Source organism: Sodalis sp. RH24, from assembly GCF_047324145.1.
Taxonomy (GTDB): Bacteria; Pseudomonadota; Gammaproteobacteria; order Enterobacterales; family Enterobacteriaceae; genus Acerihabitans.
Genome location: NZ_CP178729.1, coordinates 688,086 through 711,492 on the forward strand (window position 1 = coordinate 688,086; position 23,407 = coordinate 711,492).

The 23,407-nt window shown below is 52.8% G+C and carries 20 protein-coding genes and 1 other annotated feature; of the genes, 16 read left to right on the forward strand and 4 right to left on the reverse strand.

From position 1 onward, the window contains the following. Positions 1-170: 170 nt before the first annotated feature. Entirely contained in the window at positions 171-347 is a 177-nt protein-coding gene (locus ACL2XG_RS03115) for a hypothetical protein (protein WP_410014990.1), read from the reverse strand. Between the two features lie 134 nt (positions 348-481). Then, entirely contained in the window at positions 482-1,393 is a 912-nt protein-coding gene (locus tag ACL2XG_RS03120) for a glycosyltransferase family 2 protein (RefSeq protein WP_413722910.1), read from the reverse strand. Positions 1,394-1,837: 444 nt separating this feature from the next. On the opposite strand from ACL2XG_RS03120, the gene thrS reads away from it, so the two are divergent. From thrS to ACL2XG_RS03200, 16 genes are all read left to right on the forward strand, one after another. Beyond that, positions 1,838-3,766 (forward strand): threonine--tRNA ligase, encoded by a 1,929-nt coding sequence (thrS, locus tag ACL2XG_RS03125; RefSeq protein ID WP_410014992.1) that lies wholly within the window; start codon positions 1,838-1,840, stop codon positions 3,764-3,766. A gap of 3 nt (positions 3,767-3,769) precedes the next feature. Then, the gene (infC, locus tag ACL2XG_RS03130; protein WP_162365931.1) at positions 3,770-4,312 is read left to right on the forward strand and encodes a translation initiation factor IF-3; all 543 of its coding nucleotides are present in this window, start codon (positions 3,770-3,772) and stop codon (positions 4,310-4,312) included. 96 nt (positions 4,313-4,408) lie between these two features. After that, positions 4,409-4,606 carry a 50S ribosomal protein L35 gene (rpmI, locus tag ACL2XG_RS03135; protein ID WP_162365777.1) on the forward strand — a complete coding sequence of 66 codons (198 nt, stop codon included), beginning with the start codon at positions 4,409-4,411 and terminating at the stop codon, positions 4,604-4,606. Between the two features lie 43 nt (positions 4,607-4,649). Continuing rightward, positions 4,650-5,006 (forward strand): 50S ribosomal protein L20, encoded by a 357-nt coding sequence (rplT, locus tag ACL2XG_RS03140; protein WP_162365778.1) that lies wholly within the window; start codon positions 4,650-4,652, stop codon positions 5,004-5,006. 107 nt (positions 5,007-5,113) lie between these two features. After that, positions 5,114-5,236, forward strand: a sequence feature (Phe leader region). Then, positions 5,119-5,163, forward strand: a complete 45-nt coding sequence (gene pheM / locus ACL2XG_RS03145; RefSeq protein WP_001386830.1) for a pheST operon leader peptide PheM — start codon at positions 5,119-5,121, stop codon at positions 5,161-5,163. (Overlaps the previous feature by 45 nt.) 47 nt (positions 5,237-5,283) lie before the next feature. Beyond that, positions 5,284-6,267 carry a phenylalanine--tRNA ligase subunit alpha gene (pheS, locus tag ACL2XG_RS03150; RefSeq protein WP_410014993.1) on the forward strand — a complete coding sequence of 328 codons (984 nt, stop codon included), beginning with the start codon at positions 5,284-5,286 and terminating at the stop codon, positions 6,265-6,267. Positions 6,268-6,281: 14 nt separating this feature from the next. Then, positions 6,282-8,669 carry a phenylalanine--tRNA ligase subunit beta gene (gene pheT / locus ACL2XG_RS03155; protein ID WP_413722909.1) on the forward strand — a complete coding sequence of 796 codons (2,388 nt, stop codon included), beginning with the start codon at positions 6,282-6,284 and terminating at the stop codon, positions 8,667-8,669. Positions 8,670-8,673: 4 nt separating this feature from the next. Next, positions 8,674-8,970, forward strand: a complete 297-nt coding sequence (gene ihfA, locus ACL2XG_RS03160; RefSeq protein WP_011411244.1) for an integration host factor subunit alpha — start codon at positions 8,674-8,676, stop codon at positions 8,968-8,970. 289 nt (positions 8,971-9,259) lie between these two features. After that, positions 9,260-10,333: a DUF2502 domain-containing protein gene (locus tag ACL2XG_RS03165; RefSeq protein WP_413722908.1), complete on the forward strand. Its 1,074-nt coding sequence runs from the start codon at positions 9,260-9,262 to the stop codon at positions 10,331-10,333. 181 nt (positions 10,334-10,514) lie between these two features. Beyond that, a complete protein-coding gene (locus ACL2XG_RS03170; RefSeq protein WP_410014996.1) occupies positions 10,515-10,991 on the forward strand; it encodes a DUF2502 domain-containing protein in 477 nt (158 codons plus the stop codon). Between the two features lie 241 nt (positions 10,992-11,232). Then, on the forward strand, positions 11,233-12,234 hold the full coding sequence (btuC, locus tag ACL2XG_RS03175; RefSeq protein WP_410016822.1) for a vitamin B12 ABC transporter permease BtuC: 1,002 nt from the start codon (positions 11,233-11,235) through the stop codon (positions 12,232-12,234). A gap of 54 nt (positions 12,235-12,288) precedes the next feature. Further along, entirely contained in the window at positions 12,289-12,840 is a 552-nt protein-coding gene (locus tag ACL2XG_RS03180) for a glutathione peroxidase (protein ID WP_410014997.1), read from the forward strand. A 14-nt stretch (positions 12,841-12,854) separates the two neighbouring features. Further along, positions 12,855-13,661, forward strand: coding sequence for a vitamin B12 ABC transporter ATP-binding protein BtuD (btuD, locus tag ACL2XG_RS03185; protein WP_413722907.1), 807 nt, complete (start codon positions 12,855-12,857; stop codon positions 13,659-13,661). 44 nt (positions 13,662-13,705) lie between these two features. Further along, positions 13,706-14,164 (forward strand): C40 family peptidase, encoded by a 459-nt coding sequence (locus ACL2XG_RS03190; protein ID WP_410014999.1) that lies wholly within the window; start codon positions 13,706-13,708, stop codon positions 14,162-14,164. 35 nt (positions 14,165-14,199) lie between these two features. Then, positions 14,200-15,216: a lipoate--protein ligase A gene (locus ACL2XG_RS03195; protein WP_413722906.1), complete on the forward strand. Its 1,017-nt coding sequence runs from the start codon at positions 14,200-14,202 to the stop codon at positions 15,214-15,216. A 122-nt stretch (positions 15,217-15,338) separates the two neighbouring features. Then, on the forward strand, positions 15,339-16,790 hold the full coding sequence (locus ACL2XG_RS03200) for a protein adenylyltransferase SelO (protein WP_413722905.1): 1,452 nt from the start codon (positions 15,339-15,341) through the stop codon (positions 16,788-16,790). A gap of 51 nt (positions 16,791-16,841) precedes the next feature. Here the strand turns inward: ACL2XG_RS03200 and ACL2XG_RS03205 are convergent, their stop codons facing one another. Next, positions 16,842-19,547, reverse strand: coding sequence for a hypothetical protein (locus ACL2XG_RS03205; protein ID WP_413723580.1), 2,706 nt, complete (start codon positions 19,545-19,547; stop codon positions 16,842-16,844). Positions 19,548-19,599: 52 nt separating this feature from the next. Next, complete coding sequence (locus ACL2XG_RS03210) at positions 19,600-22,701, reverse strand: hypothetical protein (RefSeq protein ID WP_413723581.1); 3,102 nt, start codon at positions 22,699-22,701, stop codon at positions 19,600-19,602. Between the last annotated feature and the right edge of the window lie 706 nt (positions 22,702-23,407).

Consider the following 23,407-nt stretch of genomic DNA (forward strand, 5'->3'; position numbering starts at 1 on the left):
GCAAGGCATGCTGAAAAGAGGGAAAAGGGTGTCCGTTACGTGATCCAGTAAGCGTTTTTGATAGATTAAATGTATTAAAGAATGATCCAGATCCTGTTTTTTATACAAGAATTGGCGTAGGATTATTCTTAAAAGATGTCAGGTAAATGTGAGGTGGTTATGGATCAGTTCTATCGTTTAACGTTGCCCAGCATAGTATTGATATGCATGGCTTTTTGGGTCGCTGTCGTTACTGCTTTGGTATAATTTACCTCATGATGACATGCTGATTCAAACAAACCCGCTTCGGCGGGTTTGCTGCTTTTTGGTGCAAAACCATTTTTTTTACTTGACACTTTATACGCCATGATAATGTTCTGTTGAGCCCCGATTATAAAGATGTTTGCATTCTGTAGCAAAAACGCCGCCCGCCGTTTTCACCAGATAGCCCTCCGTTTCTGGCGTAGCGCCGGCATGATTGCCGGCATCTATCGGGCTGTGCTTATTTCTTTATTATATACCTTGGCCGGTTTTTAGTTTCCATATAGATACGGCCGATATATTCACCCAATACACCTATGCCGATCAGCTGCACACCGCCTAAAAACAGAATGGCCGTCATCAGGGATGGATAACCGGGCACGTTATTGCCCCAGACCAATTTGTCGATGACCATCCAGATAGCGTAGAAAAAAGAGGACAGGGCGACGCTCAGTCCGATGTAGGACCACATGCGCAGGGGGAAAGTGGAAAAACTGGTGATGCCCTCGATAGCGAGGTTCCATAATTTCCAGCCGTTGAATTTGGATTCGCCGGCCACGCGGCTGGCGCGGGAGTATTCCACTACCGCGGTGCGCCCGCCCACCCAGGAAAGAATTCCCTTCATAAACAGGTTCCGCTCGGGCAAGGTGAGAATATTATCCACCACCTCGCGGGACATTAAGCGGAAATCACCGACGTTTTCCTCGATTTTGGGCGAACTGATTTTATTATGCAGTTTATAGAACCATTCGGCGGTTGTGCGTTTCATCCGGCTGTCGGTCATGCGGTCCGAGCGTTTTGCCAGGACGATATCCGCGCCGTCGCGCCATTTATCGATTAGCCGGGGGATGACGTCGATCGGGTCTTGTAAATCGACATCGATGGGAATGACCGCCTCGCCGCCGGCATAACGCAGCCCGGCGAACAGGGCGGGTTCCTTGCCGAAATTGCGGGTAAAGTCCACCTTTTTCACCAGGCTGTCGGCCAATGCCAGCGCGTCGATGATCTCAGCGGTATTGTCCCGGCTGCCGTCGTTGATAAACACTATTTCCACTTCAAATTGCCGCAGGGGCTCAAATTCCCGCACCGCTTTATAAAACAGCGGTATGGCTTCAGCTTCATTATAAACAGGGACAACCAGTGATATTTTCATGAATCATTTCCAACGAAACGGAGCATGTTGAAGAACAAACGTCGCCGCGCGGGAGCTTAGCACCACGGACGATACAAAGGGACACAATTGTTATGGATTTTTAGCGCTTATCACCCTTTTGTTTACGCCTATCACGGCAGGCGCTGGATTTTCGCACGCCGCCGGGCCCGGCGGCGTATCCCGGCGCTTAAGGCAATAGGGGAGCCTGGGGACGGGGGCGCGGAACAAGGGAAATTTTTGTAGATGCCAATAAGTTCATGGTGTTACTATCAGGCCCTGGTTGCGGTGTCATACAGTGGCGCTAACAGAAATTGTGCGCGCCTTTGTGTCCATATTTCGTAAGGTATAACGAGATAGCACAATCAACCTTCTGATTTTACTATATAAATTAAATTTGTATGTGGTCTTGCGTATGGATCACCACTGCAAATTAAGGAAACCACCATGCCTGTTATTACTCTTCCTGATGGAAGCCAGCGTCAGTTCGATCATCCCGTATCACCCCTTGATGTGGCCCGCGATATCGGTCCCGGCCTGGCGAAAGCCTGTATTGCCGGACGCGTGAACGGCGAACTGGTCGACGCCGTCGATTTGATTACCGATGATGCCCAACTGGCCATTATCACCGCTAAAGACGAAGCCGGGCTGGAGATCATCCGCCACTCCTGCGCGCATTTGCTGGGACACGCCATCAAGCAGCTGTGGCCCGACACCAAGATGGCCATCGGCCCGGTAATCGACAAAGGTTTTTATTACGACGTGGATCTGGAGCGGACGCTGACCCAGGAAGATCTCGACCTGCTGGAAAAGCGTATGCACGAGCTGGCCGATAAAGACTATGACGTCATTAAGGAAAAAGTGAGCTGGCAGCAGGCGCGCGATACGTTTGTCGCCCGCGGCGAGCAGTATAAGGTGGCGATCCTGGATGAAAATATCAGCCATGACGACCGGCCAGGCCTGTATCACCATGAAGAATATGTTGATATGTGCCGCGGTCCGCACGTGCCCAATATGCGCTTTTGCCATCATTTCAAGCTGCAGAAGACGTCCGGCGCCTATTGGCGCGGCGACAGCAAAAATAAAATGCTGCAGCGCATCTACGGCACCGCCTGGGGCGATAAAAAACAGCTCAACACCTATCTGCAGCACCTGGAAGAGGCCGCCAAGCGCGACCACCGCAAAATAGGCAAGCAGCTCGATTTGTACCATATGCAGGAAGAAGCGCCGGGCATGGTGTTCTGGCACAATGACGGCTGGACCATTTTTCGCGAGCTGGAAGCCTTTGTGCGCATGAAGCTCAAGGCGTACCACTATCAGGAAGTAAAGGGTCCCTTTATGATGGACCGTGTCCTGTGGGAAAAAACGGGCCATTGGGAAAACTATGCCGAGCATATGTTCACCACGTCCTCGGAAAACCGCGAATACTGCATTAAGCCGATGAACTGCCCCGGCCATGTGCAGATTTTCAACCAGGGATTGAAATCCTACCGCGACCTGCCGCTGCGCATGGCCGAGTTCGGCAGTTGCCATCGCAACGAACCGTCCGGCTCGCTGCACGGCCTGATGCGCGTGCGGGGGTTTACCCAGGATGACGCCCATATCTTTTGTACCGAGGACCAGGTGCGGGATGAAGTAAACAATTGCATCAAAATGGTGTATGATATTTACAGCACGTTTGGCTTCGATAATATCCTGGTTAAACTTTCCACCCGGCCGGCTAAGCGTATCGGTACCGACGATACCTGGGATCGGGCGGAAAAAGACCTGGCCGCCGCGTTGACTGAAAACGGCATCGCGTTTGAATATCAGCCGGGTGAAGGGGCGTTTTACGGTCCTAAGATTGAATTTACCCTGCTTGATTGCCTGGATCGCGCCTGGCAGTGCGGCACGGTACAGTTGGACTTTTCCTTGCCGGGTCGCCTGAGCGCCTCTTATATAGGCGAGAACAACGAGCGTTTGGTACCGGTAATGATCCATCGCGCCATATTGGGTTCGATGGAGCGGTTTATCGGTATCCTGACCGAAGAATATGCGGGTTTTTATCCTACCTGGCTGGCGCCGACCCAGGTTGTGGTGATGAATATCACCGACAATCAGTCTGATTACGTCGCAAAAGTGACAGAAAGATTGTCCGCAGCCGGCATTCGTGTAAAAGCGGACTTGAGAAATGAGAAAATAGGCTTTAAAATCCGCGAGCATACTTTGCGTCGGGTGCCCTATATGCTGGTCTGCGGTGATAAAGAAACCGAAGCGGGCAAAGTTGCCGTGCGTACACGCCGCGGCATCGATTTGGGCAGCATCGACGTTAACGAGATTATTGAAAAGCTGCAGCAAGAGATACGCAGCCGTAATCTTCATCAACTGGAGGTATAAAGTATTAAAGGCGGAAAACGAGTTCAACCGGCGCGTCCGAATCGTATCAACCGAGAAATTCGCGCGGCAGAGGTTCGTCTGACGGGAATCGACGGCGAGCAAATCGGCATAGTCAGCCTCAACGAAGCGCTTGAGAAAGCCGAGGAGTCGGGTGTTGATTTAGTTGAAATCAGCCCTAATGCCGAGCCGCCGGTTTGCCGAATCATGGATTACGGCAAGTTCCTCTATGAGAAGAGCAAGTCCACCAAAGAGCAGAAAAAGAAACAAAAAGTTATTCAGGTTAAGGAAATCAAATTCCGGCCTGGTACCGACGAAGGCGACTATCAGGTAAAACTACGCAACCTGATTCGTTTTCTGGAAGACGGCGATAAAGCCAAAATCACCCTGCGGTTTCGTGGACGTGAAATGGCGCATCAGCAGATCGGTATCGAAGTGCTTAACCGCGTTCGTGACGATTTGAGTGAACTGGCGGTAGTTGAGTCTTTCCCGAGTAAAATCGAAGGACGCCAGATGATCATGGTGCTCGCACCCAAGAAGAAACAATAAGGCCTGACAAGTAGGGCAGCCTGGCGCCAAACGGCGGTAAGTTGCCTTCGCCTCATTGCTTCATTTTATCAACAATGCGCAGTAGAGAAATAGACAATGCCAAAAATCAAGACAGTACGCGGTGCTGCCAAGCGCTTTAAGAAAACCGCTTCCGGCGGCTTCAAGCGCAAGCATGCTAACCTGCGTCATATTCTGACCAAAAAAGCCACTAAGCGTAAACGTCACCTGCGTCCTAAATCCATGGTCTCCAAAGGCGATCTGGGTTTGGTCATCGCATGTCTGCCGTACGCATAAGCGTCATTTTAACTGGTTCGAATAAGACTTTAGGAGAGAGCATATGGCTCGCGTAAAACGTGGTGTGACAGCTCGTGCACGTCACAAAAAGATTCTGAAAAAAGCGAAAGGTTATTATGGCGCCCGTTCACGCGTCTACCGTGTTGCCTTTCAGGCGGTTATCAAAGCAGGCCAATATGCCTACCGTGACCGCCGTCAGAAGAAACGTCAGTTCCGTCAACTGTGGATCGCGCGTATTAACGCCGCTGCCCGCCAGAACGGCATATCATACAGTCGTTTCATTAACGGCCTGAAAAAAGCCTCTATTGAAATTGACCGTAAAATCCTGGCAGACATCGCTGTATTCGACAAAGTGGCGTTTACCGCCCTTGCCGAAAAAGCGAAAGGCGCGCTGGCGTGATATGAATGAGAGAGGGAGTTTAACTCCCTCTTTTATTTTTTGGATTTATTTATTACGCTAGTATCAATCACCTAACGGATACTTCCCCGACAACGTTTAAGGTAATGCAAGCATGAATGCTGCCATTTTCCGCTTCTTTTTTTACTTTAGCACCTGATCCCGGGGGCTTGCGCGTAAGAAAAGAAACGAAAAATAGCGCTAAAGCCTCCCGGTGTGGAGGTTTTTTTTTGCTCGCCATTAACGATTAAGCCATTAAGGCCGGAAAAAGAGGAAAGCAATGCCACATCTGAGAGATTTGGTTGTGCAAGCCAAAGCAGCCATCGCACAAGCCCAGGACAGCGCGGCGCTCGATAACGTGCGCGTCGAATATCTTGGCAAAAAAGGGCATTTAACCCTGCAAATGACCACCTTACGCGATTTGCCGGCGGAAGAGCGGCCGGCGGCGGGCGCGGTGATCAACCAGGTTAAGCTGGAGGTGCAGCAGGCGCTGAATGAACGTAAGGAAAGCCTGGAGTCGCAGGCGCTCAATGCCCGCCTGGCGCAGGAGACCCTGGATGTATCGTTACCCGGCAGACGTATGGAGAATGGCGGGCTGCATCCGGTGACCCGCACTATTTCCCGCATTGAGCACTTCTTCGGCGAACTGGGTTTTTCTGTGGCCACCGGCCCGGAGATTGAAGATGATTATCATAACTTCGACGCCCTGAATATCCCTGCCCACCATCCGGCCAGGGCGGATCATGATACCTTTTGGTTCGACGCCACGCGGTTGTTGCGCACCCAGACCTCCGGCGTGCAGATCCGCACCATGAAAAATCAACAGCCGCCGATCCGCATCATTGCCCCGGGACGCGTTTATCGTAACGACTACGATCAGACCCATACCCCGATGTTTCACCAGATGGAAGGGCTGATCATTGATACCAATATCAGTTTTACCAACCTGAAGGGAACCTTGCACGATTTCCTGCGCAATTTCTTTGAAGAAGACCTGCAGGTACGGTTCCGCCCGTCTTATTTCCCTTTTACCGAACCCTCCGCCGAAGTCGATGTGATGGGTAAAAATGGCAAATGGCTCGAAGTGTTGGGCTGCGGCATGGTGCATCCGAACGTATTACGCAATGTCGGTATTGACCCCGAAGTCTACTCCGGTTTTGCGTTCGGCATGGGCATGGAACGCTTGACGATGTTACGTTACGGTGTCACAGATTTGCGCGCATTCTTCGAAAACGATCTGCGTTTTCTTAAACAGTTTAAATAGGGCGGGACGAGCACATGAAATTCAGTGAACTTTGGCTGCGTGAATGGGTGAATCCCGCTATCACCAGCGATGAGCTGGCGGAACAGATCACCATGGCCGGCCTGGAAGTCGACGGCGTCGCCGAGGCCGCCCCCGCCTTCACCGGCGTGGTGGTGGGCCGGGTAGCGCAATGCCGCCAGCATCCCAACGCCGATAAACTGCGGGTGACCAAAATCGATATCGGCGGCGACGCGCTGCTGGATATCGTCTGCGGTGCGCCCAATTGCCGCGAAGGCTTGACGGTGGCGGTGGCGACCATCGGCGCCGTGCTGCCGGGTGATGTTAAGATCAAAGCCGCTAAACTGCGCGGCGAGCCGTCCGAAGGCATGCTGTGCTCCTTTACCGAGCTGGGCCTGGCGGACGACCATAGCGGCATTATCGAACTGCCCGCGGATGCCCCGCTGGGCGTCGATATCCGCGATTATTTGCAGCTTGACGATCGTATTATCGATATCAGCGTTACGCCTAACCGGGCCGATTGTCTGGGACTTATCGGCATAGCCCGCGACGTGGCGTTAATCAACCGCCTGCCGCTGAACATACCGGCCATCGAGGTCGTGGCGCCGGTTATCGAGGACCGGTTGCCGATCCGCGTCGATGCCCCCGACGCCTGTCCGCGCTATCTTGGCCGCGTGATCAAGGGGATAAACGTCGCCGCGCCCACGCCGTTGTGGATGAAGGAAAAGCTGCGCCGCTGCGGCCTGCGTTCAGTGGACGCGGTGGTGGACATTACCAATTTTGTCCTGCTGGAACTAGGGCAGCCGATGCATGCGTTTGATCTGCAACGCATTGACGGCGGCATCGTGGTGCGCATGGCGGAAGAAGGCGAAAGCCTGACGCTGCTGGACGGGACGCAAACCCGCCTGCGGGCCGATACGCTGGTCATTGCCGATCGGGAAAAGGCATTGGCGCTGGGCGGTATTTTCGGCGGCGAATTCTCCGGCATCAGCGCCGACACCCAGGATGTGGTATTGGAGTGCGCTTTTTTCAGCCCCTTGGCTATCGCCGGCCGCGCGCGCCGCTACGGCCTGCACACCGACGCATCGCATCGCTATGAGCGCGGCGTGGATCCCGCGTTGCAGCACCGGGCCATGGAGCGCGCCACCGGCCTGCTGCTGGCTATCTGCGGCGGCCGGCCTGGGCCGGTTGTGGACGTGAGCGCACCGTCCGCGCTGCCGCGCCAGGCCACCATCACCCTGCGCCGCGAAAAACTCGATCGCCTGATAGGCCACCGCGTTCCCGATGCCGATGTCGGTGATATCCTGTCACGGCTGGGATGTACCGTGACCGCCGGGCAAGACAACTGGCAAGCGGTGGCGCCGACCTGGCGTTTTGATATGGAGATCGAAGAAGATTTGGTGGAAGAAGTGGCCCGGGTGTTTGGCTACAACAACATTCCGAATGTGCCCGTGCGCGCCAATCTGGAAATGACCCGGCACCAGGAGGCGGCATTGCCGCTTAATCGCGTAAAAACGCTGCTGGTGGATCGGGGTTATCAGGAAGCGATCACTTACAGCTTTGTCGATCCGAAGATACAATCACTGCTGCATCCTGACCAGGAGCCGCTGCTGCTGCCCAGCCCCATCTCGGTGGAAATGTCCGCCATGCGGTTGTCCCTGTGGAGTGGACTTTTGGGCGCGGTGGTTTATAACCAGAACCGCCAGCAAAACCGGATTCGTTTATTCGAAAGTGGACTGCGCTTTGTTCCTGATAAAACAGCGGACCTCGGCATTCGTCAGGATCTTATGCTGGCGGGGGTCATTACCGGTCCGCGTTTTGACGAACATTGGGATCTTGCGCGCCAGCCGGTGGATTTTTACGATTTGAAAGGCGATCTTGAATCATTACTTGAACTTACCGGCAAACTTGCTGATATTGAATTCAAACCTGAGCATAATCCCGCTTTACACCCGGGCCAGAGCGCGGCATTGTATTTAGCAGGGGAACATATTGGATTTATTGGCGTTATACACCCTGAACTTGAAGCAAAGCTGGATTTAAATGGCCGTACCCTGGTCTTTGAACTACGCTGGGATAAGGTTGCAGCGCGTAAAGTTCCTGAAGCCAGTGACATTTCACGCTTCCCGGCCAACCGCCGCGACATCGCTATTGTGGTGGCTGAAAGTGTCCCTGCAGCAGATATTATGGCAGAGTGTAAGAAAGTTGGCGCAAATCAGGTAGTTGGCGTAAACTTGTTTGATGTGTACCGGGGGAAGGGCGTAGCGGAAGGTTTTAAGAGCCTGGCTATCAGCCTGATACTACAGGATACCGCTCGTACACTGGAAGAAGAGGCTATTGCCGCGACCGTAGCAAAATGTGTGGCGGCACTAAAACAGCGATTCCAAGCATCCTTGAGGGATTGAACCTATGGCGCTTACTAAAGCTGAAATGTCAGAATACCTGTTTGAAAAGCTCGGGCTGAGCAAACGGGATGCCAAAGAAATAGTGGAACTGTTTTTTGAGGAAGTCCGGCGAGCGCTGGAAAATGGCGAGCAGGTAAAATTATCCGGTTTTGGTAATTTTGATCTGCGCGACAAAAATCAACGTCCAGGGCGTAATCCGAAAACCGGTGAAGATATTCCTATCACTGCCCGGCGGGTGGTGACGTTTCGTCCGGGGCAAAAGTTGAAAAGCCGTGTCGAGAATGCCTCACCTAAAGAGTGATGTATTGTCCTCTCTCTGAAAAGGCCGCCCCGTGCGGCCTTTTTTTTCGTCAACATGGCGGGTGCCGGCGGGAAAGGGGCGGCATGCGTTACCCGTCAGGGCATTATCATCATGCCCGCTTCTTTTAGCACCCGGGGGAAATCCGTACCGGCGCCCCGCGGGATGGCGGATTGTCAGGTTTTGGTAAGGGGATCGCCTGTTTATCGTAAAGGCGACATTGTCTGATAGTGGCGGCCGTTGGCCGCTGCTATAACGGCGGCAAATCGTATCTGTATCACAGGTAGATATCATGAGAAAGACCACCTTATTATGTGCGCTGGCGCTGCTGATGCCCTGCGGCGCGCTGGCGGATGTATTTATCAGCACCAATAATCCCGGCATGGTAATTAACCTGGGCAGCCAGGATCAGCGCGGTTATTTCTGGGATGGCGACGAGTGGCGTCCGCCGCACTGGTGGTACGATCACCGCGGCCGGCATGTCGGCGAACGCAACGAGCGCGGGTGGTTTTGGGATGGTTACCAATGGCGTACGCCACAGTGGTGGTACGAACATGAGGATGATGATATCGGCGATCGTAATGATTTCGGCTGGTACTGGGACGGCGGGCGCTGGATAGAGGAAATGCCTGACGGCATGCGCAACGACCGGGGCCAGTATTGGTATAACGGTATCTGGACCATAGCGCCGCCGCCAGGCTATGGCCGGCGCGGGCGCAACTATCATGAACCGAGCCGGCGGCAGGAATTTTCCACCTGGGATCATAACGACAGGCACGATAGCCGGCCGCAGCAAAACGGCGGCGGACAGTGGCATCAGGGCGGCAATGACAACCGGCCGCAGCAGAACGGCGGCGGTCAGCCGCACCAGGGCGGCAATGACAACCGGCCGCAGCAGAACGGCGGCGGTCAGCCGCACCAGGGCGGCAATGATAACCGGCCGCAGCAGAACGGCGGCGGTCAGCCGCACCAGGGCGGCAATGATAACCGGCCGCAGCAGAACGGCGGCGGTCAGCCGCACCAGGGCGGCAATGACAACCGGCCGCAGCAGAACGGCGGCGGACAGTGGCATCAGGGCGGCAATGATAACCGGCCGCAGCAGAACGGCGGTGGGCAGCCGCACCAGGGCGGCAATGACAACCGGCCGCAGCAGAACGGCGGCGGTCAGCCGCACCAGGGCGGCAATGATAACCGGCCGCAGCAGAACGGCGGCGGGCAGCCGCACCAGGGCGGCAATGACAACCGGCCGCAGCAGAACGGCGGCGGGCAGCCGCACCAGGGCGGCAATGATAACCGGCCGCAGCAGAACGGCGGCGGTCAGCCGCACCAGGGCGGCAATGAAATAATCAGGCCGAAGCCGCATTAAACCCGGCCAAAGCCCGTTTAGGGATGCGGGGCAGTGGGCGGCAGTTCGCCGTAAAGCATCGGGGCTCAGTGTGAGTATTTCGTCAGGTTAGCGTAAGAGTAATGCAAATCCGTGCTTGTCTGATAGTGGCATTTTGCCGCGGCTGTTATAACCACTGCAAATGGATTCAGGGACACAGAATATGAAACAAAAAGCAGTATTTTTGGCCATGGCTCTTTTGGCAACGCCTTGCGTCATCCCCACGGGCGCCATGGCGGGCATGCTGGTCCATACCTCTGCCCAGGGCGTCTCGGTGCAAATCGGCGCGCGTAACGATCGGGGCTATTACTGGGATGGCTATGACTGGCGTACTCCGACCTGGTGGCGTGGACACAAGGGCAAGCATGTAGGCGAACGCAACACCCGCGGCGAATATTGGGATGGCGGCCGCTGGTCGCCCAAGCCGCCCGCGGGACAAGGTAAAACCGCCAAGGCGCGCCAGCAGCCGGTGGCGCATAAAACAACGTCCCGCAATACCGGCGGCGATCATAATACCCACGCCCAGCCCAATGGTGATAACGGCAAGCAGGGACAGGCACAGAGCGGCCATGAGAGCAAAAGTCAGGAAAACCAACACCAGGGAAGCGGAGGTGAACCGATAAAACCGCCGCAACAATAACAACAGAGTTAATATTGACCCTATGGGTCACCTTACCCGGCGCCATCTGATTCCCCACTTATGGCGCCGGTTTTTTTTCTTTCAGCACCTCCCGCCCCGCCGGTAAAACGCTGTTTATCCCGTCGATATCACAACCTTCATTTTCCCGCCATTGGCGCTACCGCTTTGCCGTTAATCCCGGTAGGATAAAAGCCCGTTTTCCGTGCCCAGATAACCTTGTATTACCGGACCTTAAGTGATGATGCCGTCAAACAGTCCACTTTTCAGCGATCTGAAATATCGGCAATCCCGTCGCGATGCCGCGCGCGTCCGCGTTTTGGCGTTGTTTGTGTTTATTGCCCTGCTGGTGAGCCTGTGCGCCGGCGATGTCTGGTACTGGCCGACCCAATGGCTTGACGACACGCCCCGCATGTTCATCTGGCAACTGAGGCTGCCCCGCGCCCTGGCGGTGATGGCCGTCGGCGCGGCGCTGGCGCTGGCCGGCGCCGCGATGCAGAATATTTTTGAAAATCCGCTGGCCGAGCCAGGATTGCTGGGCGTGGCCAACGGCGCAGGCGTAGCGCTTACCCTCGGCGTACTGCTTGGCCGGGGGACGATACCGGTGTGGGGCCTGGGTCTGTGCGCGGTGGCCGGCGCGCTGGCGATTACGCTGCTGCTGCTGTGGTTTGCCAGACGCCGCGCCTCCAACGCCCGGCTACTGCTGGTCGGGGTCGCGCTTGGCATTGTTTGCAGCGCCGTGATGACCTGGGCGGTCTATTTCAGTACCAGCCTGGATCTGCGCCAATTATTATATTGGATGATGGGGGGCTTTGGCGGCGTGGACTGGCGCGACAAATGGCTGGTATTGTCCCTGCTGCCCTTTATTCTCTGGCTGTGCCTGCAGGGCCGGGTGATGAACCTGCAGGCCTTGGGCGAACAGCAGGCGATGCAATTGGGCTTACCGGTGTTTGTCTGGCGCAATGTGTTTGTACTGGCCTTCGGCTGGATGGTGGGCATCAGCGTAGCCCTGGCCGGCGTGATTGGCTTTATCGGCCTGGTGGTCCCGCATATCTTGCGTTTATGGGGATTAACCGATCACCGACGGCTGCTTCCCGGCTGCGCCCTGGCCGGCGCGGGCATACTGCTGCTGGCGGATGTGATTGCCCGCATCGCGCTGTATGCCGCGGAACTGCCGATAGGCGTGGTAACCGCCACCCTTGGCTCGCCGATATTTATCTGGCTATTAATCCGGATAAGAGGATAAGCTGGTGTATGGCGTTAAGCTGCTGATTTTAACTGTAACCCGTAGGAGATTCAGATGAGTGATACCCTTTATACCCTGCCGCTGAAGACCATTACCGGGGAAGTTACCACCCTGGAAAATTACCGGGGCTCGGTACTGCTGATTGTCAACGTCGCCTCGAAATGCGGTCTGACCGATCAATACGAAGGACTGGAAGCGCTTTATAAAACCTGGCATGCCCAGGGGCTGGAGGTTTTAGGCTTTCCCTCCAATGAGTTTGCCGGCCAGGAACCCGGCAGCGATGAAGAGATACTGGCCTTTTGTCGCGGGACATTCGGCGTCGAATTTCCCATGTTCAGTAAAATTGAAGTCAACGGCGAGCAGCGCCACCCGCTTTACCGGACGCTGATCGCCGCGAAACCCACGGCGATAAAACCGCAGGGCAGCGCATTTTATGAGCGTCTGGCGGGAAAAGGGCGCGCGCCTAAGCAGCCGCAGGATATTTTATGGAATTTTGAAAAATTCCTGGTAGGGCGCGACGGTACCGTCCTCGAACGCTTTGCCCCGGATATGACGCCTCAGGATCCCATTCTCCTCGATGCCGTCAAACGGGCCCTGGCGCAATAAACGGCGCACCGGCAATGCAGCCGCCGTTATTACTGGATCTGCGGCGCGTATCGGTGCCGCGGCGCCTGGCGAAGATATCGGTCCAAGTACCGACCGGCAGCCTGATCCATATCATCGGACCTAACGGCGCGGGGAAAAGCACGCTGCTGGCCTGTATCGCCGGCCTGATGGCGTCGGCGGGCGACGTCAGCCTGCTCGGCCGGCCGGTGGGACAGTGGCATGGCGCCGACCTGGCCCTGCGCCGGGGCTATTTATGCCAGCAGGCGCTGCCCTCCACCGCCATGCCGGTATTCCAGTATCTGATGCTGCATCAGCCGCGCAACGCCGACGAGGCCGCGATTGATCGGACCGTGGCATATCTGGCCGCGGCCTTGTCGCTGGCGGATAAACTCGACCGCCCGTTAAGCCAGCTATCCGGCGGCGAATGGCAACGGGTAAGGCTAGCGGCGGTATTTCTGCAGATCTGGCCGGACGTGAACCCCCTTGGCCGGCTACTGCTGCTCGACGAACCCGCCGCCAGCCTGGATATCGCCCAGCGCGTGGCCCTGGATGCGCTGCTGGCGGAAGTCGCGGCCGCGGGGCTCGGCGTGCTGATCTGCGCCCATGATCTTAACCATACCCTGCATCATGCCGGCCGGGTGTGGCTTATGTCTTCCGGCGCCCTGGCGGCGCAGGGCAGCGCGGGGCAGGTTATGCGTCCCGAGATCCTTTCGCCGGTGTTCGGCGTGGATTTTACCCTGCTCCAGGCCGGCGAGCGCCCCTGGCTGGTGGCATCGGGCCCGTCTTTACCGTCGCAGCGGATGATTTCGGGCGCTTCTTAATCAGCATGGTCAATATAAAGAGTCATAAGTAGAAAATGAGACGGATGTCCTTTTGGCTGTTGGCAGTAACGTTATTGATTACCGGCTGTAGCCACCATGCGCCCAGTCCCGACCCGCGGCTGGCCAACGCCAGCGTGGTGCAATCCCGTCTCCATGCGCAGCTGCGCCAATGGCACGGCACGCCCTACCGCTATGGCGGCCTGAACCAGGACGGGGTGGACTGCTCCGGTTTTGTCTATCGCACCTTCAGGGACCGGTTTGACATCATATTACCGCGCTCCACAGAGGCGCAGACTAAAGTCGGCACGCGCATCTCCCGTGACGATCTATTGCCGGGGGATCTGGTGTTTTTCAAAACGGGCAGCGGCGCCAACGGACTGCATGTGGGTATCTATGATACCGACGATCTGTTTATCCATGCCTCGACCAGCCGCGGCGTCATACGCTCATCGCTGGACAATGTTTACTGGCGCAAAGCCTATTGGCAGGCGCGGCGTATTTAACCGGCTGATTTAACGTCGTCACGACGGGAGAAAGTATGTCATCCCTGCGGCTATTTTTGTCCGATTCCTACGATCCCTGGTTTAACCTGGCGGTGGAAGAGTGTATTTTCCGCCAGATGCCGGCCACCCAACGCGTGCTGTTTTTATGGCGCAATGCGGATACGGTGGTGATTGGCCGCGCGCAGAATCCCTGGAAAGAATGCAATACCCGGCGCATGGCGCAGGACCATATCAAACTGGCCCGGCGTAGCAGCGGAGGTGGCGCGGTATTTCACGATCTGGGTAATACGTGCTTCACTTTTATGGCCGGCAAGCCGGGCTATGATAAATCCATTTCCACCCAAATTATCCTCAATGGCCTGCGCGATATGGGCATCGCGGCGACCGCGTCGGGGCGTAACGACCTGGTGTTGGGCACCCCCGACGGCGAGCGTAAAATCTCCGGCTCAGCCTATCGCGAAACGGCGGATCGGGGATTTCACCACGGCACCCTGCTGCTCAACGCCGATCTGGACCGACTGGCGCTATACCTTAATCCCGATGTGAAAAAATTACAGGCAAAGGGCATTTCCTCGGTGCGCGCCAGGGTGGCCAATCTTGTCGAGGTGCTGCCCGCTATCGAGCATCACCTGTTATGCCGCTACCTGAGCGACGCGTTCAGCCAATGGTATGGCGAACCGGTGATGCCCGAAATCATTTCGCCGGACAAGGTGCCGGACCTGCCCGGGTTTGCCGCGCAATTTGCCAAACAAAGCAGTTGGGAATGGAATTTTGGCCAGGCGCCGGCCTTCAGCCATACGCTGGATGCGCGTTTTGCCTGGGGCGGGGTGGAACTGCATATGGACATGGAACACGGCGTGATAACCCGCTGCCAACTCTTTACCGACAGTTTGAATCCCAGTCCCCTGGAGGCATTGGCCAGGGCATTGCCCGGCGTAACCTATCGTCCCGCCGATATGGCATTGGCTTGCCGGCGGATAATGGCCGATTTTGCGCAGGACCGCGACGCGCTGGAAGACGTCAGCGCGTGGTTGAGCGACGCCGTGCGCTAAAAGGAATTTTTCCCGGCGGCATGGCCGGCCATGGCTCATGCGGCGGCAAGCGGTGACGGGGAGACCGGTGGTCGCACTACAGGTATGTCGCCGGACGTTCTACACTTGAGTAAGGAGGCACCATGGCACAGACCCCGATATTCAAGAATAGCTATTTCCACCAGTTGCCCGGTTTTTATACCGCTCTTGCGCCCACCCCGCTGCGCGGCGCACGATTGCTTTACCATAGCGCGGCATTGGCCGGCGAGCTGGCTCTTGCCGATGAACTGTTCGACGAGCGGCATGCGGCGATATGGTCCGGCGAACAGCTGCTGCCCGGCATGCAGCCGCTGGCGCAGGTTTACAGTGGCCATCAGTTCGGCGCCTGGGCGGGCCAACTGGGCGACGGGCGCGGCATACTGCTCGGCGAACAGCAGCTGGCGGACGGAAGGTCGATGGACTGGCATCTGAAAGGCGCCGGCCTCACGCCCTATTCGCGCATGGGGGACGGCCGCGCGGTGCTGCGTTCCGTGGTACGCGAGTTTCTGGCGTCCGAAGCGCTGCATTATCTTGGCATCGGCACGACGCGGGCACTGACCATCGTCACCAGCGACGAGCCGGTATGGCGCGAAAAAGCGGAGCCGGGCGCCATGCTGCTGCGGGTGGCGCCAAGCCATGTGCGCTTTGGGCATTTCGAGCATTTCTACTACCGGCGCGAACCCGATAAGGTACGCCAGTTGGCGGATTATGTTATCGGCCGCCACTGGCCGCAATGGCTGGGCCTGGAAGATCGCTATCGTTTATGGCTGACGGATGTGGTGGAAAGGACGGCGCGCATGATTGCCCAGTGGCAGGCGGTGGGATTTGCCCACGGCGTGATGAATACCGACAACATGTCGATTTTGGGCATTACCATAGATTATGGCCCCTTTGGTTTTCTCGATGCGTACCAGCCGGATTATATCTGCAACCATACCGACCATCAGGGCCGCTATGCGTTTGACAACCAGCCGGCGGTGGGTTTATGGAATTTGCATCGACTGGCGCAGGCGTTATCCGGCCTGATGCCGGTCGACTCTCTTGAGCGGGCGCTGGCTTGCTATGAACCGGCGCTGATGGACGCTTATGGCGAGGAGATGCGCGCCAAACTGGGCTTTACCACGCGCGATCGACAAGATAATGATATTCTCACCGGCCTGCTTGGACTCATGGCGCGTGAAGGCAGCGACTACACTCAGGTGTTTCGCTTGTTAAGTGAAAGCGAGGCTCGCAATCCGCGCTCGCCGCTACGCGATGAAATGAAAGACCTGGCGGGTTTTGACAGCTGGTATCAGTCTTACCGCCGCCGGCTACTGCAGGAAGACGTCGATAACGATCGGCGCAGGCAGGCCATGCTGGCTAAAAACCCCAACATCATCCTGCGCAACTATCTGGCCCAGCAGGCTATCGACGGCGCTGAACAAAACGACACCGCTTTTTTAGCCAGGCTTCACCAGGCCCTGCGCCGTCCGTTTGATGGCGATGCGGCGTTTAACGACCTGGCAGCGCCGCCGCCGGAGTGGGGCAGGCATTTGGAGATATCCTGTTCAAGTTGAGATGATTGCCTGCGCGCGCGCCCTTTATCCGTCATCCGTCCGGTTATGCCATCAGTGCCGATCGCCCGGACAGATTTCATTCGCAAACCAATCGGACAGATAACGGTATTCGTCCAGCGAGAGTATGACATCCAGAAAAGCCTGCTCGACAATAAAGCGATCCTCCTCGCCGGTTAAGTGATATTCGGCGATAATGGCATCCAGTATATGTAAGGACTGCGGACTAAGGGATTGTATATGACGGGGAATATCCGCGTTGGGCGGGGCATAGCCATATAATTGCTGCAAAATATCCAGATAGATTAACGGCATTTGACCAGCATTTGGGGCTGATGCCGGGATAGGGCCCGTCGCCGTGGTGTTATTTGGCGCCGCCGCACGATCGCGCTTGTTGCGCTGGACTAAAATTCTTTTATGCATATTCAGTACGAAGCTTATCAAATCATGCAACCGGCGATGTATCCTCTGGCTTTGGCTGAAGCTTCCATCCTCGGAACCATGAGAGGAATCGACGCTGCCGCGGGCCGGGCTCATATGCTGCTTACCCGGTCGAAACCAGGTAAACCATTCAGGCCTGCGCTGGCGGATATCGTCGCTGATTTTATACGGGTAAGCCTTAATAGGCAGACCTAGCTCATTGGCAAGGATTTGCCCCGTCGAAAAGCGGTGGCCATAGCCGCTGTAGCAGGAAAAAAGTTCAATGCTTTCCAAATCCTGAAACCTGAATTTGGCATTATCCAGATACGAAAGCCCGCGGACAATGTCTGAAAACTCAATGGCATCCATGTTATTCACATTAAAGGGCGCGCCATGCAGTTTTATCCTTAAGCGCGTCTTGGCATCACTGATCAGGTCGATATGACAATCTTTTCCCAACAGGATTTTTTCGCGCGAAACCTGCTGCTCCCTGTAGCCTCTTTGCTGGCCGTCACTCAGATAAATAGGCACTTTTTCACGAGGAAGTTCATCCATTAATGTGGGGATCTCAATCTTCGAGCCAAAGGCCTTGCCCGCCATGACGAAGAGGTTTTTGCCGTTGTGGCGCAGCGTCAGCAGCCCTTGCCCGAACGTGCCCATTTGTTCGGCGATAACGATGGAAACCCTTGCCGGCAGGTCGGGATCAAAAAAGTGATTTTCTATGCCGATAAATCGACCGTGGCCCTGACAAAGCAATAGATGCTCAAGTAAATTGGCCGTGCTGTAGAGCGCCAAAAGGTTGCCTTCGTTAATTTTGAGCATGTTCTCTATGGATGTTATCCTGAATTTGTCGGAAAGAATGGCGTGGCTATTAAAATTATCTATTTTTGCCTGGTTTATCATTCGGGTCAGTTTTATTGCGCTTTCATTATCCAATTTTTTGGTTTTGTATAAAACATGCAGGGGGAATTCTTCTTTAAACGTATAGGTATAAGTTGAATGGCGTAATGCCCGTGCGGCCAGACGAAAATCGGATGATTGCATATAACCGGTTGAATATTTTAGTTTGCCAGGAGCATTATTGCTTCTGATAATCAAAGGAAAATACCATGTTGGTTCTTTAAGCAAGAAACCGTTTTTAAGAATACTGGACGGCGACGTAGCCTCCCGGTATGTCAGATAATTAACATCCTCTAATGAGTCGATATCTTTATATTTAATGAGTTCGAATTCTAATGGCGATTTATTATACATGCTCAACCATTCATTTTCGGTGAAAACATCCATGGTATCCAGTAAAATGAATGAACCACGCATTTCTTTAAGATCAATAATAAATTTATAATTTTCAATATCAAGTGTTAATGCAAAATAGGTTTCAGGTACTGTTGAATGCTTGTTTTTCCAGCCGCAAATAGCACGGAAACGCATAATCCCTTCTTGTTTTTCAGTCAAGGCCCGTATAGCGGAAACCAGAAATTCTTCATCCTGGCTATAACCGTTAAACTTTAAAGAATCAATAATCTCCTGGCGAAAGAAAAAGCTGCGATGAAATCTGCCAATAAAATTTTCATGCTGTATGTTTTGATTAATGATATCACGCACATAATCATTTTTATAAAGATAAAATCGTATCACGCGCTTATAGAAATCTATGGTGCTGTTATCGATATCCGGTTTTTTTGACAAGGTGGGCGCAGCTTCACATTGTATTATCTCAATATGATTGCGGTTTTTTTTTGCTACTTCATAAAAATCGTAGGAGGCAATGAAATGACTGGAACGACTACCGACACTGGCTATCCAATTGCCGGTGCTGCTGCGTACTACCGGCACAGCAAAATCTTTTTCATTAGTCATTTTTTTATTGATAATCCTCCATCCTCCATAATGTTTATCCCAGAAAACCTTGAAATAGTCATTATCATTTACAACATAATATAATTTGTTTTGCGTGATTTTATCAACCAAAACACCCGTTGATTTTATTTCCAGTAGACGGGCATCAATATCTGTTTTCCATGCCTGCCGCAAATTTTTCTTGCGCCGTGATTCTGCTCTGATAGCTTCGTTGACGATTGAAACAATTTCGATGATTTTATTTTTAATGTTCAAGGTAAGAAAAAACAGTAAGCTGCCGTAAGGCTGTAGCGGAAAAAGGAAAGAAGCAAATTCCTTAACCGACGCCGCGGCGAGTTTTTTTCCCACTTCAGGTGCGGATAGCACTAATTCATTAAGAATAAATCGTTGTAGCATCTCTCGCGGTGTATTGTTTTTTATGGCTTTGTATAATGCATGTTTTAATGTGTTTTCAGGGATTTTTTTAAATTGCCCCCCCATAAATACAATCGTGGTGATGAAATCAATAGATCGAACATGATTTCATTGAATTTTATTTCATCTTCTCTTTATCATACCAGTGTTTGCAAAGCGTATCGAAAAAAGGAATAAACGAGGCTATATATTCAGGCCAACTATGGTTACGCAGCGTTTCTTTCAATCGATCGGCAATGGTAAGCAGTGTCGCATGAGACAAATAATCAATATTGTTAATCAGCGGCGTATCAAGACTTACCGGCGGTGACGAGTCAATCGGTTGTGAAATATAGGGTTTGATCAATGATATGATATCGCTACTATTGACTGCAACCAGCGTAAAGGGCGCCGCATGCATACCCATGGGCTCGTCTTCCGGAGGAGAAAGCACCAGGTCGATCATGGTGGTAAGATCGCCGCTGTTAGCGTCGATATTAGGAAACAGTCCCGCCAGGAAATCAGCCCCGCACCCCAGCGGCTCTGGGCGCCCCGATTGCTTATTCGCGTTATAGCCGCGCCAGTAAGCCATCATCTGTTGCACAAAAGGCTGGTTATCAAATTTATCAATGTCATGGATAAAGACATAACCGCTAAGGGTTGATAAAAGAAAAAGCTTGCCGCTTTGTAATCGCAAAAGTGAGAGGTAGCCAATATTTTTATGGGGGAAATAAACATAATTAAACGGGGATAGGCTGTTAGAAACATAGTTTCGCGAGAGAACTTCAAAGCAAAATATTTCTTTTGGCGGGTATATGGCGTCGACATAATCAATTGCGGACAAGTTAATCGCCGCCAGGCTGCTTTTACGGGCTTCATGACCGGCGTAAAAATGCTTATAATCATAAAATTGTTTATAATAATCTTCTAAAGAATCTTTTTTATCTGAAGGTGACAATTGATAAATGCTTAAATGGCCCACTTGTTCGCGCGTTTTATACTCAATGAAAAAATGCTGTTGTTCGCTGACAAAACTTCTTAGAATATACAATGCTTGTAATGAAGACAATAGGTCTTCATCAAAATTGTTTTTTGTGCTTAGATACCAAAATACGGAGGCTTTCATCATAAGTTCAACATCACCTTCCAAAACCCGTCGCTGATATGACAAAAGCATCTGATAATCTGTATGGTGGCCTTGCGTTTTTTTAGTTTCGGTTCTCATCGCCTCAATTTTTGCCGCAGCAATATATTGTTCAGCATTATCCGCCACAAGGGTTATATTTTTGCCCCTAAAATAATCAATGATGTTTATAAATATTCTTTGCAAATTCTTGAAATAAGCAAGTAATATAAGCGTTGACTTATATGCATGTGAGTTTATTTTTAAGTCGTTATACCATTTCTGCTCTGTGTGGAATTTTTCTTGCTCTTGGTGATTTGCAATCAGTATTTCCGATAAAATAGCATATGCCTGGTCCCAGGGTGCAATGTTTTTTTCTTGCCAGGATGCCTCGTCTTCAGGTTGAACTTCGTTCAGCCGAGATAACTCTACCATTTTAAGTATAAAATTTAGATGGGTATGATTATTATGTCTAAAATGGATGTAATTTTCCGCCTCATTTATAAAGAGTCTTTCCATATCCGCAATATCAATTATAGTTTCATCAGCGACGAAAGGGTATCCAAGATTGGTCATTTCTCCTGGCAATAAAAAGTTATTAGTATGAACGCTTATTTCATTAAAACGGGTATACTCAAATATATAATAAAACCTTAATTTCAGCAGGCTCTCGGTTAAGGCTTTTTTATTGTTATCAATCAGAGCGGTGTAAATGTCCTGATTGGTCGTGTAAGTGACCCGTTCCAAAGTGGTATGGTCGGCTTGGAAAAGCTGTGCGGTATATTCATCATGAGCTATTTTCATGACTTTGAGCGTGTTGTATATTTCGACATGAAAGGCATGATCATAAAATGAGGTATTTTTTATTTTTAATATCTGTTCATTTACGACTGAGGCGAAATCCCTGTTTTTCAGCAAAGCTACAGTATGACTAATGATATCGATATTGATATCTTCATAAGCCTCGACAAGCTTTCCTTCTATATCCGGAATATAGTCGTGCAGAGTTTTATAATCAGCCATATGCTGTTTGATCAGGCGATGACCGTCGGTGTCTGTTGCGCTTAAACCCAGCAACGACGTCAAGAGTTTTTCGGTTAACGTTTTAAGGATCAGTACGTGCAGTACATACGCTTTGTCTTTAAAATAAAGCCCATAATAAAATATATCTTCAGCCTTGGCGGCGATAAGCTTGTCTAACTCTATTAACGTCTCGCGATTGCCGTTGGCAAGGTTAACGCCCGTCGCCTGCAATTCCCGCCCCAGCTCATGTAACACCGCCCGGCCGGCGGGATTGGCGGGTGTAAGGTTGAATTCCTGGTCATCAATGAAAAAGCGGCCAAGCTCAGGCGAGCCATCAGCGCGCGCACCGAGCGGATGGGGCATCACGGCGTCTGTTGGAAGCGCCGGAGCCGGCTTGACTTCTAATGGGCGTGGGCTATCGCCCGCGGGGGCCGGATGCGCTGATATCTCGGCAGCGGCTGAATAAAGGGTTTGGCGCCCTGCGGGCTCATGGAGCTGCAGGCCGCTCGTCTGGGGGAATATCAGCGGATCCCGCGCGTTGGCGAACCAGTTTAAAGCCGTATCCAGCCAAGCCGGGCGCGCCAGGATATACCCCGTGTTATATCCCTGAGCCAGGTGCGCCAGCAATTGGCCCAGCGCCGAGGTGACAGTGAGGGGCGCCTGCAGCAGATCTTCAATATAATAATTATTTTCGTGGACCACAACCAACCGGCTGTCCAAATATCCCGCTAGAATAGCCCGGCCGCTCGGCAAAGTAATATGCCTGACGGGGAGATTAATTGTTGTATCCATTAGCGTGATATTAATATAACGAACGCCGCCGGCCGTGAGTAAGCAGTCTTTGTTGCGAATCAATTCATTTGCACATTGATATAAATAATTAATTCTATCATCTGAGCCCGGCGTGGACCGCTGTTTGTCGCCGGCAATACCCGTCTGGTTTCCTTGATGGCGAATATCTGGCTCTTTTGGGTGATTAATATTTCTAGCTTTAATGATGACTTTTGAAAATGAATGCAAACTATTTATTGGTTTCAAATAAAAAGATGACGCCGATGGGGCATTGGATGTGCCGTAATTGATTAAATTAACCATATATTTCCTTAAGTTGTGCTTATGCTCACGAGGTTGAGGGCGAAATGAGCACGGGCCAGATAACGTCAATGATAAAGGGTGTACGACCTATTTCCGGCTGGTATTATTGGTTATGCAAGGAGTTAGTGACCTACCATAATATAAACGAGTAGCTTAATTAAGCTTTAATAAGATTTTGTTTAATTGATTGAGAGGTTAAGTCGGGGACACGCGGTGATAATCCGCCATAAAAAAGCCGCAGGGAAGGGCAACCTTTGATGCCGGCCCATAAAGGCTGGCTTAACTTGCTTTTTGCCGTCGGCTGCGCAAATCAACCGCACCGGCCAGCCGCTCAGGTGGCTATTCACTGTCAGCCCAGGTAGCCACCGCGTATAATGATATGGCCGCTACGGTTACCCGTCGTTTGGTAAATAGTCTTTCGCCTATGCTTATCCATGCATCGGACAGCTATGACGACATATGCAATGTCAACTGGCATAAAGCCGATAGGCGGGCGCGGCGTATTTAGCCTGTTGATTTGACGTCGTCGCCAGAAAAAAAATGCCGCCAGTCTTTCGACACTTGAACGTCTTAGCGCCGTGGCACAGACACCGGTATTACAGGGTTCTCCTTTCTCCATGGCAGCCCCCCGCTGCGTAGGGCGCGGGTTTCAGGCGTTTGAGACGCTGCATTTATTGGGTAGCGGCACGACATGGGCGTGACCTCT

Excerpts from the sequence above, each read along its gene's own strand:
- ACL2XG_RS03200 (WP_413722905.1), top strand. The coding sequence starts at position 15,339 with ATGGCACAGACCCCGATATTCAAGAATAGCTATTTCCACCAGTTGCCC.
- pheS (WP_410014993.1), top strand. The coding sequence starts at position 5,284 with ATGCCACATCTGAGAGATTTGGTTGTGCAAGCCAAAGCAGCCATCGCA.
- ACL2XG_RS03170 (WP_410014996.1), top strand. The coding sequence starts at position 10,515 with ATGAAACAAAAAGCAGTATTTTTGGCCATGGCTCTTTTGGCAACGCCT.
- ihfA (WP_011411244.1), top strand. The coding sequence starts at position 8,674 with ATGGCGCTTACTAAAGCTGAAATGTCAGAATACCTGTTTGAAAAGCTC.
- thrS (WP_410014992.1), top strand. The coding sequence starts at position 1,838 with ATGCCTGTTATTACTCTTCCTGATGGAAGCCAGCGTCAGTTCGATCAT.
- ACL2XG_RS03120 (WP_413722910.1), bottom strand. The coding sequence starts at position 1,393 with ATGAAAATATCACTGGTTGTCCCTGTTTATAATGAAGCTGAAGCCATA.
- ACL2XG_RS03165 (WP_413722908.1), top strand. The coding sequence starts at position 9,260 with ATGAGAAAGACCACCTTATTATGTGCGCTGGCGCTGCTGATGCCCTGC.
- btuD (WP_413722907.1), top strand. The coding sequence starts at position 12,855 with ATGCAGCCGCCGTTATTACTGGATCTGCGGCGCGTATCGGTGCCGCGG.
- pheT (WP_413722909.1), top strand. The coding sequence starts at position 6,282 with ATGAAATTCAGTGAACTTTGGCTGCGTGAATGGGTGAATCCCGCTATC.
- ACL2XG_RS03190 (WP_410014999.1), top strand. The coding sequence starts at position 13,706 with ATGTCCTTTTGGCTGTTGGCAGTAACGTTATTGATTACCGGCTGTAGC.
- ACL2XG_RS03195 (WP_413722906.1), top strand. The coding sequence starts at position 14,200 with ATGTCATCCCTGCGGCTATTTTTGTCCGATTCCTACGATCCCTGGTTT.
- ACL2XG_RS03180 (WP_410014997.1), top strand. The coding sequence starts at position 12,289 with ATGAGTGATACCCTTTATACCCTGCCGCTGAAGACCATTACCGGGGAA.
- ACL2XG_RS03210 (WP_413723581.1), bottom strand. The coding sequence starts at position 22,701 with ATGGTTAATTTAATCAATTACGGCACATCCAATGCCCCATCGGCGTCA.
- rplT (WP_162365778.1), top strand. The coding sequence starts at position 4,650 with ATGGCTCGCGTAAAACGTGGTGTGACAGCTCGTGCACGTCACAAAAAG.
- ACL2XG_RS03115 (WP_410014990.1), bottom strand. The coding sequence starts at position 347 with ATGGCGTATAAAGTGTCAAGTAAAAAAAATGGTTTTGCACCAAAAAGC.
- btuC (WP_410016822.1), top strand. The coding sequence starts at position 11,233 with ATGCCGTCAAACAGTCCACTTTTCAGCGATCTGAAATATCGGCAATCC.
- rpmI (WP_162365777.1), top strand. The coding sequence starts at position 4,409 with ATGCCAAAAATCAAGACAGTACGCGGTGCTGCCAAGCGCTTTAAGAAA.
- ACL2XG_RS03205 (WP_413723580.1), bottom strand. The coding sequence starts at position 19,547 with ATGGGGGGGCAATTTAAAAAAATCCCTGAAAACACATTAAAACATGCA.